The organism is Aquibacillus rhizosphaerae (assembly GCF_030282825.1).
Classification (GTDB): Bacteria; Bacillota; Bacilli; order Bacillales; family Amphibacillaceae; genus Aquibacillus_C; species Aquibacillus_C rhizosphaerae.
The window spans coordinates 86529-104690 of the sequence record NZ_JASTZU010000058.1 but is presented as its reverse complement, the minus strand read 5'-3'; the positions used below and the strand labels follow the sequence as shown (position 1 = coordinate 104690).

The following is an 18162-nucleotide window of genomic DNA, read 5'->3' as shown; positions in this document are numbered from 1 at the left end:
AATTTGTCATTATTTGTAACGGGAAACAAGCTATTTTATGGATGGGGGCTTGAAGATGGTTAACTTCTTTCGTAAAAACAAAAATAGAATAATGGACAAGGCCAATAGCAACCATATTGATTATAATAAGCTATTTCATAAGCAAACGTTCGATGATTTATACAATAACCATCCAGATTCTGTGTTTCGTCTAGATATACAAGGAAACGTCATTAACTTTAACGCGGCTACCAGAAACATATTCGGATACAGCGATAAAGAAGTATATAAAAATTTTAGTGATAATTTTAGTGAAGAATCTCAGAGTAGCAGAGAACACTTTTTTCGGGAAGCTTTAAGGGGTGTTGCACAAAACTATGAGGCAGTAATCGTTCATAAAAAAGGACATCATGTAGATGTAGATATTACATACATTCCAATCCTAAATCAAGAATTAGGGGTTATAGGTGTATATGGAATTGCTAAGGATATAACTTCCAATAAAGATACTGAGAAAGAGTTAATAAAGATCAGAAATAGTTTAGAAATGGCACAAAGATTAGCGAAAATTGGAAGCTGGGATTATGACATATTAGAAGATAAGGTGTATTGGTCAGAGCAACTTTATCAACTCCTAGGAATAAAGCATGAAAAGGATTTTGTTCCATCAGCTAATAAAATTCTTCATTTTTTACACCCTGATGATCGTGAATATTATAAGTTGAAATTTGAAAATGCGATAAATAACAAGCAAGGATACGATATGGAATATAGGTTTCTTCTTAAAGATGAAACTGTTATTTATGTTCACGATCAGGCAAAACTAATTACAGATAGTAATCAAAATCCGTTTCGTGTGATTGGAACGATTCAAGATATTTCGGAACGAAAAAGAGCTGAGATTGAGCTCAAAGAAAGCGAAGCACGATTCAAAAATATTTATGATAACTTAGAAGTGGGAATATGGTCTTTTGATGTATTGAAAAAGTCCTTTATACTCGTTTCCCAAGGTGTCGAAATATTATCTGGAGTTCCCTCCTCATCATTTACGACATTAGCAGATTGGATAGCTATTATTCATCCAGACGATCAAAACGAATTTGTTAGTCGTCAACCTAAATTAAGTCAAGGGAATACGTTATATCACGAGTATCGTATTGTTCAAGAAAATGGTGAAATTATCTGGGTTCAAGATCAAACAATTCCAGTTTTAAATAAAGAAAATAAACTATTCCGGATTGATGGAATAATAACGAATGTTACTTCGTATAAAGAATCAGAAAAAATAATTAAACATTTAGCATATCACGATTATTTAACAGATCTACCCAACCAACGTATGCTGGATGAAACGATAGAATCATTGTTAAGACAATCTTTAAATGGAAATACCTCGTTAGCTTTGTTGAATTTAAATGTAGATCGTTTTAAAGCAATCAATGACACACTTGGCCACAAGATTGGTGATAGCTTATTAAAAGAATTTGCTAAGCGGATAAGTCTTATACTCCCAAATGACACTTTGTTTTCACGGATAAGTGGGGATGAGTTTGCGATCCTACTTTGGAATTATGAGCCTGGATACCCAATCCAATTAACAGAAACAATCATGGATGTTGTAAAAGAAGCATTTTCAGTAGATGAGTTTGAATTATTTGTGACTACTAGTGTAGGGATAATTCAATATCCAGAAGATGCCGATACAGCAAATGCTTTGAGAAGAAATGCAAGTGCAGCTTTACACCGAGCGCGAGACAAAGGCAGAAACACATATCAGATTTATGCTCCCTCACTTAATGTTGCAGCTTATAAGTTGTATACGATGGAGAAAGATCTTAGGAAATCCATTGCAGCTAAAGAACTATTCCTTGTATTTCAGCCGAGAGTTGAAGCTAATACGGGCAAAATAGTTAGTGCAGAGGCATTAGTGCGCTGGGAACATTCAGATTGGGGCGTTATTTCTCCGAAGGAATTCATCCCACTTGCAGAGGAAAGTGGTTTTATTTCTGAAATTGGTGATTGGGTCATGGAACAAGTATGTATGTACATTGTGAGATGGGAACACAAAGGGCTGCCTTCTGTTCCGATTTCTATAAATATTTCTGCTCAAAGTTTTTTGAGAAATGATTGGTTGGCGATTATCAAAAAAATCCTAAATAAATCAAAAGTAGATCCAGCATTGATAGAATTGGAAATTACTGAAAGTTCACTGATTCATTATCAAGAGACGATTAGCGAGGGATTACAAACATTAAAAGCGCTGGGAGTTCGGATTGCTTTAGATGATTTTGGAACTGGTTATTCATCATTAAGTTACTTAAAAGACTATCCGATTGATACAATTAAAATAGATAAATCATTTATTGATAATATCGTAGATGATGTTAGTGACCAAACGATTATTAGTGCTGTGATTCAGTTAGCTAAAGGTCTAAAAAAACGAGTTGTAGCAGAAGGTGTAGAAACAGCTATTCAACTTGAAATTCTAAAAGGATATCATTGTCATGAAATTCAAGGGTATTTATTTAGTAAGCCGTTACCTGATCATGAATTTCAGACTGTTTTACAATCTAAAGTCTTGCAACCGAATAGTAGCAACGTTTTAGAGGAAAATATTTTACAACATAAAAGTGCAATTTCATTTACATTTCCTTTAAGTGCTGTGATGTCTTTGATTTCAATAAAAGGTAAAAACGTCCAATTAGGTAAAACTAAAGTTTTGGTTGAAAAGGTTACTCCTGTTCAACTTAGATTTCTATCGACAATTAATCTACCTGTGCGTGATGATTTTATTTACCATTTTACCACAACTATTTTAGGTGATGAATTATTTTTAAAAGGCTACATTGTTTGGAGTCAAGAAGTAGATAATCTATATGAATATGAATTAGTATTTATATTTGAAGAGAACGAAAATGTAAAATTAGAACGATTATTTCCTAAGTTATCTAGGCTGCTAGCTAAGAATCCAATCTTACCTAATAGCGATTTTGTAACGGAGGATAAAGTTCAGTACTTAAAGTTAATCAATAACTAAAAATCCGGATTGTTCGGTAGCACCTCACTATTCTGAGGTGCTTGTTTTCTATTATTATGCTATTATGGTTATAAAGAACTATAATTTATAAATGAAACAGGCAAATTCATCGAAAGGTGAAGACGCAAAGCTTCGGGTCTAAAGCGTTAGCAATGACAGCCGAGTTGCCATTTTACAGATATCTATGGTTACTCGCTATCCTTGATGCAAGGGTAGCTTTCTTTGCATATTAAAAGTTTGGTAAAAAGAAAAACATAGAATCCAATACTAGTATCCCTAATATTTATTGGAGTAAGAGGGCCGGTGGAAAAGTGGTTAGAAAGAAGCAAATAAAACTTCGAGTCATGTGGATTGTATTATTTATAATAATCTCCTATGCATATTTGATTGTATTTAAAAATGAACAAGGAATTTTCATTTTTCTAGGAGAGTTTATTTACTCTATGGTGCCACTTGTAGCTGCGACAGGGCTATTTCTTGCTTATAAAAAGAGTGTTCAAATTGAAAAGCCATTTTGGTTACTATTATCAGCAGCATATATTAGTTGTTTCTTTGCCCAAGTAGTATGGGATATATATGATGTTTATTTTGAAGTACCAATTCCATTTCCTGGAGTGGCTGATATTTTCTTTCTTTTTCAGTATATTTTATTTTTAAGCGCTTTCATATATAAAGTGGTAAAAGAAAAGCAAAATTCTGCTTTGTTTCGTTACTTAATAGACATATTAATCATTTTGACTGTTGTTACAACGTTCAGTTGGCATTATATTATTTATCCGTTTATTCATTCCTCTGATTACACGGGTGGTTTTTTAGCTTTAGCTATCGGTTATCCGTTAGGTGATTTACTCCTAATGATCCTTGCAATTAGCACCTACTTAGATTCATCCGATAGTCTTAAGAAGAATAGTTTATTTTTAATTTTTGCTGGTTTTTTTATATTAGTTATTACTGATTCTATTTACTTATATTTGCAATTATTAGATGGATATTCTTCATGGAGTTTGATTGATCCGCTGTACTTATTATCTTATTTATTAATTGGTTTTGCTGGTTTACAAAGATCAAAGGTTAATGTCCAATCTATTATTAAGGTTAGTAAAGAGGAATTAGAGGAGTCTAAAAGTACATTTAAACTGATTCTTCCTTACTTATGTGTTTTGGCTCTTTGTATTTTCCTTTTGTTTTATCGTGACTTTTCAATTGTATTAGGTGCTATTGTGGCCATCTTACTAATCATATCACGTCAATTTGCTACCATTATAGTTAATAAACAATTATTAGAAAAAAATAATCAACAAACTAAACAGCTCTTAATTAATGAACAACGCTATCGTTCTTTGTTTGACTATCATACAGATGCTGTATTCTCACTTGATTTAGATGGTAACTTCCAAACAATTAATCCTAAATGTAAAATGTATTTTGGTACATATGATGAAACGTTAATAAATGAGACACTTTTTGCAATTCTTCCTACTGGATTAAAATCAGATGTGATGGGTAGTTTTAATAAAGCAAAAACAGGTGTGACATCAACGACTGAAGTGTCGTACACTGATTTTAGTGGAATGGAAATGTATTTACATATAACATTTATACCGATTTTTGAAACTGAAACAGTTAAAGGTGTGTTTGGTATTGCAAAAAACATTACATCATTAAAAGTAAATGAACAAAAGGTAAGTTATTTGGCAAATCATGATCCCTTAACAGAGTTACCTAATCGGCGGTATTTTGATCAATTATTAGAAAAGGCTTTTAATTGTGCGCAAGCTAAAAATAGTATGTTATCTGTATTTTTTATTGACCTAGATCACTTTAAGAGTATTAATGACACATTAGGACATGACATCGGTGATCTCATATTAATCGAAGTTGCCCAACGATTAAACGCATCTATTTCAACAAGAGATGTTGTAGCAAGACAAGGCGGCGATGAATTTATAATTTTATTACAGGATATTAAAAGTGAACAGGAGATACGAGAGCGGGCAGAGTTAATACTAACAAAGTTGAATAAGCATTATTTTGTTAGTAACCACCGTGTTTCTGTTACACCAAGTATTGGCATATCGACCTATCCAAAGGATGCAAAAAGTATTAAATCTTTATTGAAAAATGCAGATATGGCAATGTATAGAGCAAAATATCAAGGGAAAAATGACTTTAGAATATATCACTCGTTAAGTGATGAAAAATCATTTAAACGTTTAACGATAGAAAAAGATATTCATACCGTGTTAGAAAATAACCAGTTAGAGGTTTACTATCAACCACAGTATGAAACGAACACAGGTAGTATTTTAGGGGTAGAGGCTTTAGTTCGGTGGAATCATCCAGAGTTTGGGTTAGTTTCTCCAGGCGAATTTATACCACTTGCCGAAGCTACTGGCCATATATTTGCTATTAATGAGTGGGTTTTAGAACAGGCGTGTAAACAACTAAAAGATTGGCATAAATTAGGGTATAAAATGAAAGTAGCAGTTAATATTTCACCACAACAGTTTTATCACAAAAATGACTTAGTATTAAAAGTGAAAGAAGTTCTTCATCAATATGATTTAGATCCAAGTTATTTGGTAATTGAAATTACAGAAGCGATAGCGATCAATAATATGGATATTGCTATTGATAAGCTTTATGAATTAAAAGAACTTGGCGTGTTAATCGCGTTAGATGATTTTGGAACAGGCTACTCTTCTTTGTCTTACTTAACCTCATTACCAATTGATACCATTAAAATAGCAAAAGAATTTATTGACAAAATTGGTTATGGTTCTGCAAACGAAGCTGTACTATCTTCTTTAGTAACCTTGGGGAATGCGTTAAATTATATTATAGTCATTGAAGGGGTAGAAACAGTAACACAGTTAAACAAGTTAAATAAATTAAACTGTCATCTTATGCAAGGTTTTTATTTTAGTAAACCACTTCCTGTAGATGAAATAAATAAGATTCTACAGGATTCTGCGCTTAAAATACATTAAGCATATAGGTTCAAGGGAGGCAAGCTACGATGAGTAGGTTGCCTTTTTGTTGTTATATTGAATCGATTTATATTGTATTTAGCAGTGAGATTGGCAAAAAAACACCACTAGTTCTTTTGGATCATTTTTTGGAGAAAAAAGAGAAGAAAAAGCTCGAATTAAAGAATGCGCTTTCATGGTTGTTTTAACTAAACTCATCCAAGAATTAATTACTCGTATTAGGGCATTAAATTGGCAAGAAACGTAAAAATAAGTCTTGTTAGGTTATCTAACAAGTAAATTGAATACCTCATTTAAATCTGGTTATATAGTAGATAGAATAAGTTTTCAGAAAATTAAGCTATTTGGAGGGGTTATTACATGCCTAAGCAAAAATTAATCCTTATTGGGAACGGGATGGCAGGAATTAGAGCAATCGAGGAAATATTAAAACTTAAGCCAAATGATTTTGATATAACCGTGTTTGGAAGTGAACCATATCCTAACTATAATCGAATTCAACTTTCTAAAGTGTTACAGGGTGATACAGATGTAAGTGATATAACATTAAATGAGTGGCAATGGTATGAGGACAATAATATTCGTCTTTATCCTGGTGAAACAGTAATGAAGATTGATAAACAAAAACAAATTGTATATACAGATAAAGACCGCGAAGAGGCTTATGATCAGTTAATAATTGCAACAGGGTCTAACCCATTTATGTTACCTTTACCTGGTGCTGATAAAGAGGGTGTTACAGCATTTCGTGACATAAAAGATTGTGAAAAGATGATTGATTACTCAAAGAAACATAAAAGAGCTGCTGTAATTGGTGGAGGTTTACTAGGACTTGAAGCTGCTCGTGGCTTGCTTAACTTAGGAATGGATGTAGATGTTATTCACTTATCTGACTTCTTAATGGAACGTCAATTAGATAGAGCTGCAGGTGAACTGCTTCAAAAGGAATTAGAAGCACAAGGTATGAATTTCCTTTTAGAAAAACAAACAGCTGAAATAACTGGTAAGAAACATGTAACGGGGCTAAAGTTCAACGATGGCGGAAAAATTGCCGCAGACTTAGTTGTTATGGCGGTTGGAATAAAACCAAACATAGCGTTAGCCAAAGAAAATGGAATTGAAGTAAATCGTGGGATTGTTGTTAATGACTTTATGGAGACGGACGTACCGAACATTTACGCAGTTGGTGAATGTGCTGAACACAGACAAATGGTGTACGGATTAGTGGCTCCATTATATGAACAAGGTCAGGCTTTAGCGAAGCGCATATGCGGAGTAGATGCTGAACAGGGTTATCAAGGATCTGTACTTTCTACACAATTAAAAGTATCTGGCGTTGACGTATTCTCAACCGGTAAAATTAATGAGGATAAAAGTTCGAAAGCAATTAAAGTATTTGATGAATGGCGTGGAACGTATAAGAAATTAATTGTAGATGAAGGAAAATTAGCTGGTGCCGTTTTATTCGGTGATACAAAGGATGGTAACCGTCTACTAAGTTTTATTAAAAAAGGGGCAAATGTAGAAGAGTATCTAGATGCTGGACAGAGTGAAGAATCTGGTGTTGATTTAGTTGCCGGAATGCCGGATGATGAAATAATTTGTGGTTGTAATGGTGTCTCTAAAGGTACAATCGTTGATGCCATTAAGAATGATAGTTTAACTACAGTAGAGCAGGTAAAAGGTTGTACAAACGCATCCCGTTCTTGTGGAACTTGTAAATCTCTTGTCTCTGATTTACTAGAGTACACCTTAGGTGATGATTATGCAGATAATCAAGAAGAATCTATTTGTGGGTGTACAACATTAACTAAAGATGAAGTAATTGCTGAAATAAAAGATAAAGGTTTAACGCATACACGTGAAGTAATGAATGTGCTAGGTTGGAAAACAGAGGAAGGTTGCTCTAAATGCAAACCAGCTCTAAATTACTACATGGGTATGCTTAATCCGATAGAGTACGAGGATGAAAAAGAATCTCGTTTCGTTAATGAAAGAATGCACGCTAACATTCAAAAAGATGGTACTTATTCTGTTGTACCAAGAATGTATGGCGGAGTAACAAATTCCAAAGACTTGAGAAAAATTGCTGATGTCGCAGATAAATATGAAGTTGGGATGATCAAATTAACTGGTGGTCAACGAATTGATTTACTAGGTATTCAAAAACAAGATTTACCAAGCATTTGGGCAGACCTTGATATGCCATCTGGTAGTGCCTATGCAAAAGGTCTACGTACAGTTAAAACATGTGTGGGTGCAAATTTCTGTCGATTTGGTACCCAAGATTCGGTTGGAATGGGAATTGATCTTGAGAAAAAGTTTGAAGGATTAAATACACCACATAAAATTAAAATGAGTGTATCTGCATGTCCAAGAAACTGTGCTGAAGGTGGTGTGAAAGACGTAGGTGTAATTGGTTTAGACGGCGTGTGGGAAATTCATGTAGCTGGTAATGGAGGTACACACTTAAGAAAGGCCGATCTACTATGTAAAGTGAAAACAAGCGAAGAATTAATGGAAATTGTAGGAGCTTATTTACAATATTACAGAGAAACTGCTAATTACTTGGAAAGAACTTCTGCTTGGGTTGAGCGTGTAGGAATTGACCATGTGAAAGAAGTAGTTGTAGATGATAAAAAGAAACGTGATGAATTAAATGAAAGAATGGATCTAGCATTATCTGCTGTTCAAGAACCATGGGGCGAAGCAATTAAAAATGAAACATTATTAAAAGAACTGTATGAAAAAGTAAATGTACCAACAGCTTCGAAATAAATAAACAGGGGGATTTTAACATGGAAAAGACACTTCGTAGAGTATTAGTAGGAAATTACTCTGATCTACCTGAGCGATTGGGAAAGACAGTTGTTATTGATGATCTTGAGGTAGCAGTATTTAAACTTTCCAGTGGAAAAGTAAAAGCAATAGAAAATAAATGCCCACATAAAGGCGGAGTCCTTGCTGACGGTATGGTCAGCGGGGAGCATGTCTTTTGCCCAATGCATGATTGGAAAATAAGTGTTGTTGATGGAGAGGTGCAAGCACCAGATGAAGGTTGTGTACAAACATTTAAGACAGAAGTTACGGATGATCAAGTGTACTTACTAATAAAAGAATAATCTATAGGTTTAATAGATTAATATAATCTTTGTTTTATTATTAGGATTTATTTAGAAAGAAACACTTACACAACCGAGGCTAAGTGAGAGGAGGGCTATTGTGGGCAAAGTATATATTGTTGGAGCAGGTCCTGGCGACCCGGAATTAATAACAGTAAAGGCATTAAAGTGTATTCAAAAAGCAGACGTGATTTTATATGACCGCCTTGTAAATAGAGACTTACTTAAAGAAGCTAAGTCGGGTGCAGATTTAATTTATTGTGGAAAATCACCTAAATTTCATACGATGAAACAAGAAACTATTAATTATTTATTAGTTAAGTATGGACTACAAGGTAAAACAGTAACTAGACTAAAAGGTGGTGACCCTTTTGTCTTTGGACGTGGTGCAGAAGAAATCGAGGCACTTGTAAAAAAAGGGATAGAATATGAAGTAGTACCCGGAGTGACAGCAGGAATTGCAGCTCCAGCGTACGCTGATATACCGCTAACACATCGTGAGTTGGGAAGTTCCTTTGCAATTGTCACAGGGCATTGTAAAAAGGGAAAACCTACTGAAATTAAATGGGAAAGTCTTTCCAAAGCAGTCGATACTTTAGCAATATATATGGGGATTGGCAACTTACCTTATATTTGTGATCAACTTTTAATGCACGGAAAAAGCAAGGATACTCCTGTAGCAATTATTCAACAGGGAACGACTGATCAGCAGCAAACGGTAACCGGAACAATTGGATCGATAGTAAGTATTGTTGAAAAGGCATCGATTCAAAATCCTGCCATGATTGTAGTAGGAGAAGTTGTCCGTTACAGGGAAAAAATAAATCAGTTAAAACTTATGAACTCAAAACCGATTGACCTTGAATTAAAAGAAGCCTATTAGATTTATTATTACTGATATTGTAGTTTTGTTTTAATTCTTTACTCAAATAAGGAGGAGTGATTATCATTCAAGCTGTATTATATATATGCCATGGTAGTCGGATGAAAGAAGCTGCACAAGAAGCGATTGATTTTGTAGAGAAAACAATGAAACTAGTTGATACACCAATACAAGAGTACTGTTTTTTAGAGCTAGCAAGTCCATCTATACTTGAGGGTGTTGATCAATGTGTAAAGCAAGGAGCATCAAAAATTGCAGTTATTCCTGTTTTATTACTAACAGCTGGCCATGCAAAAAAGGATATTCCTGAAGAGTTAGAAAGAGCACAAAAAGTGTATAATCAAGTTGAATTCACTTATGGTAAACCTTTAGGTGTGCAAGAAAAAATGATCGATGTCTTGGCGGAAAGAATGAAAGAACAACGTGAACCGACACCTGATATAAATGTTTTACTTGTTGGAAGAGGAAGTAGCGACCAAGAAGCGGTTAACGATATGAAAAAAATTGCAGGAATGTTAGAAAAGAAGGTAGATGTTTCAGTTGTTAATACATGTTTTCTAGCTGCATCTACTCCTAAATTTGAAGAAATGTTAAGGTCAACTGCCGCTTTTGGTGCAGAACGAATTGTTATTCTACCTTATTTATTATTTACAGGTGTACTCATGACCGAAATAAGGGAGTTTGTGGATAAACTTAGAATAAACCCGGAGCAAGAAATTATTATTTGTGATTATCTCGGTAGTCATTTAAATGTATGCGAGCTATTAAAAGACAGAGTAATGGAAGCAATCGGAGAGGGCGAGAAGGTTGCAGCAATGGCTTAAAGAAATTGCTACAGTAAAAGGTGACTCAAAAGATTTGAGCTACCAACAAGCAAAACATGTGACCGACACTATTATAAATGGTTAAGCATTCGCATCTCAAATGGAAGCTTTTCTTGTTGCAGAACGTTTGAAAACGGAAAAACCTGAAGAAATGTTAGCTTTTATTTATAGTCTTAGTTAAGTTAGCAGCGGTAAGCTAGCTTGTTCCCCTTCTGTACCTGAAAAAATGGTTGATTTTGCCGGATCAAACAATGGTAGAACTTCATTTGCTTCGACAATCCCTTCATCTACTTTATAGTCTTTTGGGTTAACGATAAATGCAATACTGGAATCCGATATTATTTATTTGGCGTATCAAAACGATAGCGGATGGAATTGATATTGCAGCTGAACAATTAAGGAAACAAAGTGGATCAAAAAAATTATCAGACTGGAAAAATAGTCATTTAACAACAGAAACTACAATGTGATAAGCTAGGCGGTAGAATGTATAAAGCATCTACCGCCTAGCTTTAATTATTTATTTCCTTTTTCAAAGCTAGTAGTTCGTGTTGCTGTTCTTCATATGTAAGAAAATCATCTGATACTAACTTTTGTAATAATTCCTTCTTTTTATGTATTGGTAAGGAGGTTTGTTTTATTAAGCTTCTAGCTTCAAACAAAAAGTCAAGATAGGATTCATAACGCTCATCGTATGTTTGATTCAGTTGATGTTTTATTTTTTTAGCGAGTATTGGACTTGCACCACCAGTTGAGATAGCAATAGATAACCTACCACGCTTCAAATGAATTGGAAACTTTGTATTTCCAAGTTCAGCATCCTCCACAGCATTGATTAGTGTTTGTTTTGGAGCAGACTCGGTTGCCATCTTATTAATTGTAGAATTGTTCGTTGCGATGATAGTAAGAAATGCATCATCGAGATCACCAACAGAAAATTCCTTTTCTAACCATTCGATTTTGTCTTGTTGGTACCATTCATTGATGACAGGTGTGATATGTGGACTTATTACAACGATTGAGGCACCGGTATTTATTATGGTAGAGATCCTTCTTTGAGCTACTTTACCACCACCAACCACGATTACTCTCTTTTCTTTTAAATCAACCATCAATGGTATGGAAGTCATTGTATCACTGCCTTTATTAATTGGAATTTAACGACAATCTTATAAAAATGAATTGTGGCTCTTTTCGCAACGATTGTTGCTTTACAATAGTGCAGATTTGATATAAAGTACGCACTAGAGCACTGGCCCCGCTCCTTAAGCAAAATCGACTCCCTTTCCGCAGGCACGGCTTCAGCTAACTCAGAAGAAAACCACTTCTGAGTGGATCTTCAGCTCGCGCTGTTCCTGCAGTAGTGTCGCCAATTTAGCTTGATCCGCTGAAAACAGCATCTATTAGATTAGAATAATATTTCATCTGGTAGTTAAGTTTTTAATGTGTTTCTTTATAGTGCATGAAATCAAACCCTAACTACCCTCACACTTAGAAAGAAAATTATACGAAGCGTAGGGGGAAATGCGACACTCCTATGGGAAAGGAACAGTCTGAAGACCCCACAGAGAGCGCTTTTTGCGAACGAGGAGACTGAGGCGTTCCCCATGGAAAGGGAGTATTTTCCCGCAGCGCCGGATTACCACCCAACTTGGAAAGAATGCAAAAAAATTAAAGAATGTCTTTCGGCGTACTTTATATTTTATCTGTCGTAAGCAACAAAAATTTTAGAAAAAAGATTAAATTAAAAAATCAAACATTTTATTCGGCGTCTTGTACACCAAGCATATGTAATAAACTGCGCAAATCCTCCGTAGCTCTATCCATCGTCTTAAAGTATGTTTCTGAATTACAATCTTCTAAACTCTTATACCGATTAATCAACGCATCAAGTGGTACTCTTTCTTCATTTGTTGCGTTAAGGTAATAAGGTGCTAAAGCAGCACATATTACCGTGAATGCACCATTTTTGTTCAGGATATAATCGGTAGAAATAACTCCCGCCATACCGTCTTTTTGTTTTATATTCAGTGCTCTTCTAGCCACTAATTCTAATTTAACTGCAATTTGTTCACCCAACATGAAAAGCTCCTCCTTATCATTTACAATGATGTATATACTTTAATATTACCGTACAGTTGTGATCGCTTTCAAGTATGACTGCTTCCTGTTACTATAAAATGATAGGAATATATACTATTTGTATTGAAAAAGACTTAGTTATAGAGGATTTCATACAAATAGTGTAAAATTATCTATGAAAAAGAAATGAGTTTCACACATAATTGTAACCGCAATCATAAGGAGGGCATACTAGTGGATGTATTAGAAGTTCAACATTTAGTGCAAAAGATAAAAACGAATATCCAACGAGTTATGGTAGGTAAGGACGAAACTATTGATCAATTATTAGTAGCATTAATATCTTCAGGGCATGTTCTATTGGAGGATGTTCCTGGAACAGGCAAGACATTATTAGCAAAGTCTATGGCTAAATCATTGTCTTGCTCCTTTAAACGGATTCAATTCACACCAGATTTGTTGCCAACAGACGTTACTGGAATTAACTTTTATAATCAAAAAAAAGGGGAGTTTGAATTCAGACCGGGTCCTCTCTTTTCCAACATATTATTGGCAGATGAGATTAATAGAGCAACGCCAAGAACGCAATCTAGTTTACTAGAAAGTATGGAGGAAAGGCAAGTAACCATCGATGGAGATACACGTGCATTACAAGCTCCATTTATAGTGATCGCCACACAAAATCCTTTAGAAAGTCAAGGGACATTTCCATTACCTGAAGCGCAGTTAGATAGATTTTTATTAAAGATTAACCTTGGTTACCCGACAAGACAAGAAGGAATCGATATATTAAGAAGATTTAAGAAGTCAAATCCATTAGAGAATTTGGAAGCTGTAGCGAGCCAACAGGACATATTACAGATTCAACATTTTTATTCAAGTACTTATGTAAGTGATGATCTACTGGCCTACATAATGGATATTGTTGAAAAGACAAGGGTTCATGCTAATATTGCTGTTGGGGTAAGTCCTCGTGGTAGTCAAGCATTATTTAAAGCAGTTCAGGCGCATGCTGTTATTCAAGGAAGGGATTATGTATTACCTGACGATGTAAAGCAAATGGTAAAACCGGTTTTAAGTCATCGCATTCAGATTAGGAGAATGGCGGGATTAAAGTCAAATCCAGCCGACAGTATTTTGGATGAGATAATTGAAACTGTAGTTGTCCCCTCTGAGGCAGGAGTACTTGAGAGCAAATGAGTATTGCTTGGGTAATTATAGTTACGTGCATCGTTATTTTCTGTCAAAGTTTTCTATATGATAGATTGGGACTGAAAAAAATCTTATATTCGCGAACGTTTAGTCAAAGTTCTGTCTTTGAGGGTGAAAATATTGAAATGGTAGATGAAATATCTAACAAAAAATGGTTGCCTCTTCCATGGATTAGATTAGAGTCTAAAATTCACCGTCACCTGCAATTTGAAAGTAAAAAAAAACAAGATGATGAGTTGGAAGAGACCGAATTTCATCGAACTCTATTTAGTCTAAGACCATATCAAAAAATCACGAGAAGACATAAGATTACTTGTGTAAAACGTGGTTATTATGCACTTCACACAGTATCCATGTCAACTGGTGACGTGTTAGGTTTTAATGAAAAGTTTAAAACCGTCGACTCATCCGCAACGATTACTGTTTATCCAGCACTTGTAGATGTAGAAGCTATCCCACTACCTTCACATAGTTGGTTGGGTGACATCACTGTTCGAAGATGGATCATTGAGGACCCATTTGTTATAGCTGGAGTAAGGGAATACGCAGATGGAGATTCTCTAAACACAATTAATTGGAAAGCAACTGCTCGAAGTAACCGACTTCAAGTAAGTCAAAAGGATTATACTGCCGATCACTATCTTATGATATATGTTAATTTTGATCAAACGGAAGATATATGGATGCCGATAGAAAACGAGAGATTGATAGAAAAAGCATTATCTTTTGCTGCTTCCATTGCGAATTATACCATCGCAAATGGTATAAGCACAGGTTTTGGATGTAATGCTTATTTAAAGGAGCCATTCTCTAATCCAACTGAAAGAACAAAAGAATCTGTACGTCTCGAACCTGAAAGCGGAATGGATCAAATCTATTTTATCCTGGATACGATAGCAAAGTTGAAAATGGATCGAAGTAGAAACTTTAATTATTTTTTGTTAGAAGATATTGAAAATCAAGTTAGAAATAAGGATATTCTACTTATTACGTCGATTGTTTCGGATGAAATGAAAAGTAATATCCGTCAATTAGAGGCAATGGGAAATGCAGTCGAGATTATTATGGTGGATGATGAAAGCCAAGTTGAAAATAGTTATGAACCAAGTGAAGTAGGTGGTTATTATGGTTGATACAATCAAATTAGTGCTACAAAAATGGCTGCATGGAATGATAGAATATGTATTAACCTTTCCACTATTTTTGCTAATTGGAGCTTACTTTATATCTGAATCGATATTAGGCTTATGGCTTGGCAGTTTTATACTCACCTTCTTAATTGGTCTCGTATTTGGATCAATAATAGTTGCTAGAAAGACCTGGGTATATGTACTATTTTCAGTTGCTTATTCGCTTGTAATTACGATGTTTTTTAGTGAAACAACTATTGCTGCGATATCAACATGTATCGTTAGTCTCATTGTTGTTTATCGAGGTGTCATGCATTCGCAACAAAATTGGAACGAGCTATTACCAAGTTCGCTCTTCTGGTCGACGGGATTTCCTGTTTATTTTGGAGGCTTTTTTGTTTTTCGGTACGTTGATTATTTGAATCAATATCTTCATGTAATTACTTGGTTGGGATTAGTGATGGTTGCAATTACTTTATTTAATTCAAATAATGAGCATTTAAAGGCTGCGACACTATCCAAAGATAAACAACCAACAATAAGTAAGTCAATAAAGCGTTCCAACAGGATTTATATGACATTGATGTTTCTTATAATTATCTTAATTACAAACTTTCAACTAATACAATCGGTCATATTAAACAGTGTATCAGGAGTATTTCAATCGTTGTTTTGGTTCGCTTCCCTATTTAATAGCGAACCCGTTGAAGAAGAACCGGATCCTGTGGACCAAGCATTTGATTTCTCAGCAGGAACAGCTGAAGAAACGTCACATTTTGCAGAGTGGATCGAAAAAATAATGTTAATTGTTGTTGCTATCGGTTTCATCATCGTCGCGATAGTACTTTTGTTACTTTTGTTTAAAAGATCTCGTGATTTTCTTAAAGCAGGTTTTCAATGGCTAAGGCAAGTACTCAGTCAGATCATGCAAAGAGGTAGTAAGAAAGATTACACAGAATCTTACACGGATGAAGCTGAGAATTTAATTGATTGGAAGAGCTTACGTACAAAAACGAAAGATAGGGTGAAAGAAGTCTTCTCATCTGTGCTAAGAAAAGGTAGTCGTTGGTCAGCACTTTCTGACAATGAAAAAGTAAGGTACCTGTATCGACAGTTATTACTTGATGAAATGAAAAAAGGTTTTCATATTAAACGTGGAAGTACACCACATGAGGTTTTATCAGAATTAAAACAAACAAAAGATCTATCTGCATCCGACCTTGATATACTTGATCAAGCATATGGAGAAGTTAGGTATAGTAACAAAAAGGGTACAGATGTAAATATAGAGAAGCTCTCATCACTCGTTAATCGATTAAAGTAGGCTAAGAATCACATTGATAATATGTTCAAAAAGCTATTTCACTTTGTGAAGTGGTTTTTTTGACATGAACTAGTAGCCGTTATATAATTACTTTGAATTCAAGATAATTAATCATTTCTTAATTGTATGTAAATATAGAAGAAACCTTATAATAGAAAACAACAGTAAGGGTTGCAATCAGAACCGCTAGAAAAAGAGAGTATTAATATTCATAAAAGGAGGACACGATAATGAAACATATTTTTGAACAAGGGGATAAAACAAAGCCAGTATTGCTTTTATTGCACGGAACAGGTGGAACAGAGCAAGATTTATTACCAGTCGCTAAGATTGTTGATGATCAGGCATCTGTGCTAAGTGTTCGTGGTAATGTATCTGAAAATGGTATGCCACGATTCTTTCGTCGTTTAGCTGAAGGTGTATTTGATGAGGAGGATTTAATTGAACGGACAATTGAGTTAAACGACTTTTTAGACAAAGCAGCTAAGGATTATGATTTTGATAGAAATAACATAATCGCAATTGGTTATTCTAATGGAGCTAATATCGCGGGTAGTTTGTTATTTCATTACGAAAAAGCCTTAAAAGGAGCGGTGTTGCATCACCCAATGGTTCCTAGAAGAGGAATTGAATTACCGGATTTAAATGGGGCGGAAGTATTTATAACTGCAGGACATAATGATCCGCTTTGCACAGAGCAAGAGTCTATCGATTTGAAAGAACTTTTAGAAAAAAACGGTGCTAATGTAGGTATTCATTGGGAAAATAATGGACATCAGCTTACGAGAACAGAAGTAGATGCTGCCAAAGTTTGGTATGAAAAAACAATGTAAGTAATGTAGGGTTTTTACACGTGGAAAAACTTGCGTCATAGTGTGCTGGATAATAATCCTTTAGGAAGTAGTTTATTAATAAGAAGCCGGTTTATCTTGAACGTAATTCAGTTCATGATAAACCGGCTTTTTTGTTAGCATAAGGATTTAGATTTAGCGTCCTGTGGATAGCTGACTATTAGCATGTGCCACGTTCAGCTACAGCGACTCCCCCGCCTGAGGTCTTTAGTGAAATCCTCTATATGGAAAAAATCCACTTTAAAGCTTGCCTTAACTGTTCAAGTGTGTGCGTGGTCTTTTGTTCCGCATACCAGCGAGAAGCTTTTGTTCTTAAGAAGCACGTCGTAATCGTCGATTAATGGCAGACTTCTTTAGTGAATAATGGTAATTCGCAAAACAAATTACTGCAGTTAATATACCAATTATGATTCCAATTATGGTGTAACCAAAATAAACCAAGCTTCCAGTTATTCCGATAGGCAGTAAAAAATATAATATATACCTCGTTTTTCTACACAAGCTAAGTGCGATAAGTGTCGCAAGTATAATTCCAGCTATCTTAGGAAATCCGAGGTGATAAATAACAACCGAAAGAAATAAAAGTAACCCCCAATACCAAAATGATCCCTTTTTTAACGTTTGATAACGGTCCTGTTCTTGTTCCTTTTGATGAAGGTCTTCCAAGTTGTTGTCCATTTTCATTCATCCCCATTACTATGATCTACTATTCATTATAATCGATATGG

Annotated in this window: 15 protein-coding genes and 1 riboswitch; of the genes, 12 read left to right on the top strand and 3 right to left on the bottom strand. The window is 34.8% G+C overall.

Annotated features, from left to right (window positions below):
- Positions 1 to 55 precede the first annotated feature (55 nt).
- The 8 genes from QQS35_RS17565 (at position 56) to QQS35_RS17530 (ending at position 11305) form a co-directional block, all read left to right on the top strand.
- Positions 56 to 3016, top strand: a complete 2961-nt coding sequence (locus QQS35_RS17565) for a sensor domain-containing protein (protein WP_285933532.1) — start codon at positions 56 to 58, stop codon at positions 3014 to 3016.
- Positions 3017 to 3105: 89 nt separating this feature from the next.
- A riboswitch (cyclic di-GMP riboswitch) is annotated at positions 3106 to 3188 on the top strand.
- Between the two features lie 139 nt (positions 3189 to 3327).
- Positions 3328 to 6006: an EAL domain-containing protein gene (locus QQS35_RS17560; RefSeq protein ID WP_285933531.1), complete on the top strand. Its 2679-nt coding sequence runs from the start codon at positions 3328 to 3330 to the stop codon at positions 6004 to 6006.
- Between the two features lie 29 nt (positions 6007 to 6035).
- The gene (locus QQS35_RS17555; RefSeq protein WP_285933530.1) at positions 6036 to 6194 is read left to right on the top strand and encodes a hypothetical protein; all 159 of its coding nucleotides are present in this window, start codon (positions 6036 to 6038) and stop codon (positions 6192 to 6194) included.
- A 172-nt stretch (positions 6195 to 6366) separates the two neighbouring features.
- On the top strand, positions 6367 to 8784 hold the full coding sequence (nirB, locus tag QQS35_RS17550; protein ID WP_285933529.1) for a nitrite reductase large subunit NirB: 2418 nt from the start codon (positions 6367 to 6369) through the stop codon (positions 8782 to 8784).
- Positions 8785 to 8804: 20 nt separating this feature from the next.
- A complete protein-coding gene (nirD, locus tag QQS35_RS17545; protein WP_285933528.1) occupies positions 8805 to 9128 on the top strand; it encodes a nitrite reductase small subunit NirD in 324 nt (107 codons plus the stop codon).
- Positions 9129 to 9228: 100 nt separating this feature from the next.
- Complete coding sequence (cobA, locus tag QQS35_RS17540) at positions 9229 to 10011, top strand: uroporphyrinogen-III C-methyltransferase (protein WP_285933527.1); 783 nt, start codon at positions 9229 to 9231, stop codon at positions 10009 to 10011.
- Between the two features lie 56 nt (positions 10012 to 10067).
- A complete protein-coding gene (locus QQS35_RS17535) occupies positions 10068 to 10835 on the top strand; it encodes a sirohydrochlorin chelatase (RefSeq protein ID WP_285933526.1) in 768 nt (255 codons plus the stop codon).
- 317 nt (positions 10836 to 11152) lie between these two features.
- Positions 11153 to 11305, top strand: coding sequence for a hypothetical protein (locus tag QQS35_RS17530; RefSeq protein WP_285933525.1), 153 nt, complete (start codon positions 11153 to 11155; stop codon positions 11303 to 11305).
- A 42-nt stretch (positions 11306 to 11347) separates the two neighbouring features.
- Here the strand turns inward: QQS35_RS17530 and QQS35_RS17525 are convergent, their stop codons facing one another.
- Complete coding sequence (locus QQS35_RS17525) at positions 11348 to 11965, bottom strand: NAD(P)-binding protein (RefSeq protein ID WP_285933524.1); 618 nt, start codon at positions 11963 to 11965, stop codon at positions 11348 to 11350.
- 631 nt (positions 11966 to 12596) lie between these two features.
- Positions 12597 to 12917, bottom strand: a complete 321-nt coding sequence (locus QQS35_RS17520) for a hypothetical protein (RefSeq protein WP_285933523.1) — start codon at positions 12915 to 12917, stop codon at positions 12597 to 12599.
- A 234-nt stretch (positions 12918 to 13151) separates the two neighbouring features.
- Here QQS35_RS17520 and QQS35_RS17515 point away from each other — a divergent pair, with 234 nt between their 5' ends.
- The 4 genes from QQS35_RS17515 (at position 13152) to QQS35_RS17500 (ending at position 17416) form a co-directional block, all read left to right on the top strand.
- Positions 13152 to 14117 carry an AAA family ATPase gene (locus QQS35_RS17515; RefSeq protein WP_285933522.1) on the top strand — a complete coding sequence of 322 codons (966 nt, stop codon included), beginning with the start codon at positions 13152 to 13154 and terminating at the stop codon, positions 14115 to 14117.
- Positions 14114 to 15262, top strand: a complete 1149-nt coding sequence (locus QQS35_RS17510) for a DUF58 domain-containing protein (protein ID WP_285933521.1) — start codon at positions 14114 to 14116, stop codon at positions 15260 to 15262. Before QQS35_RS17515 ends, QQS35_RS17510 begins: the two co-directional genes overlap by 4 nt.
- Positions 15255 to 16583: a DUF4129 domain-containing protein gene (locus tag QQS35_RS17505; protein ID WP_285933520.1), complete on the top strand. Its 1329-nt coding sequence runs from the start codon at positions 15255 to 15257 to the stop codon at positions 16581 to 16583. Before QQS35_RS17510 ends, QQS35_RS17505 begins: the two co-directional genes overlap by 8 nt.
- Before the next feature lie 227 nt (positions 16584 to 16810).
- Positions 16811 to 17416, top strand: coding sequence for an alpha/beta hydrolase (locus QQS35_RS17500; RefSeq protein ID WP_285933805.1), 606 nt, complete (start codon positions 16811 to 16813; stop codon positions 17414 to 17416).
- 330 nt (positions 17417 to 17746) lie between these two features.
- On the opposite strand, the gene QQS35_RS17495 is transcribed toward QQS35_RS17500, so the two are convergent.
- On the bottom strand, positions 17747 to 18112 hold the full coding sequence (locus QQS35_RS17495; RefSeq protein ID WP_285933519.1) for a hypothetical protein: 366 nt from the start codon (positions 18110 to 18112) through the stop codon (positions 17747 to 17749).
- Positions 18113 to 18162 lie beyond the last annotated feature (50 nt).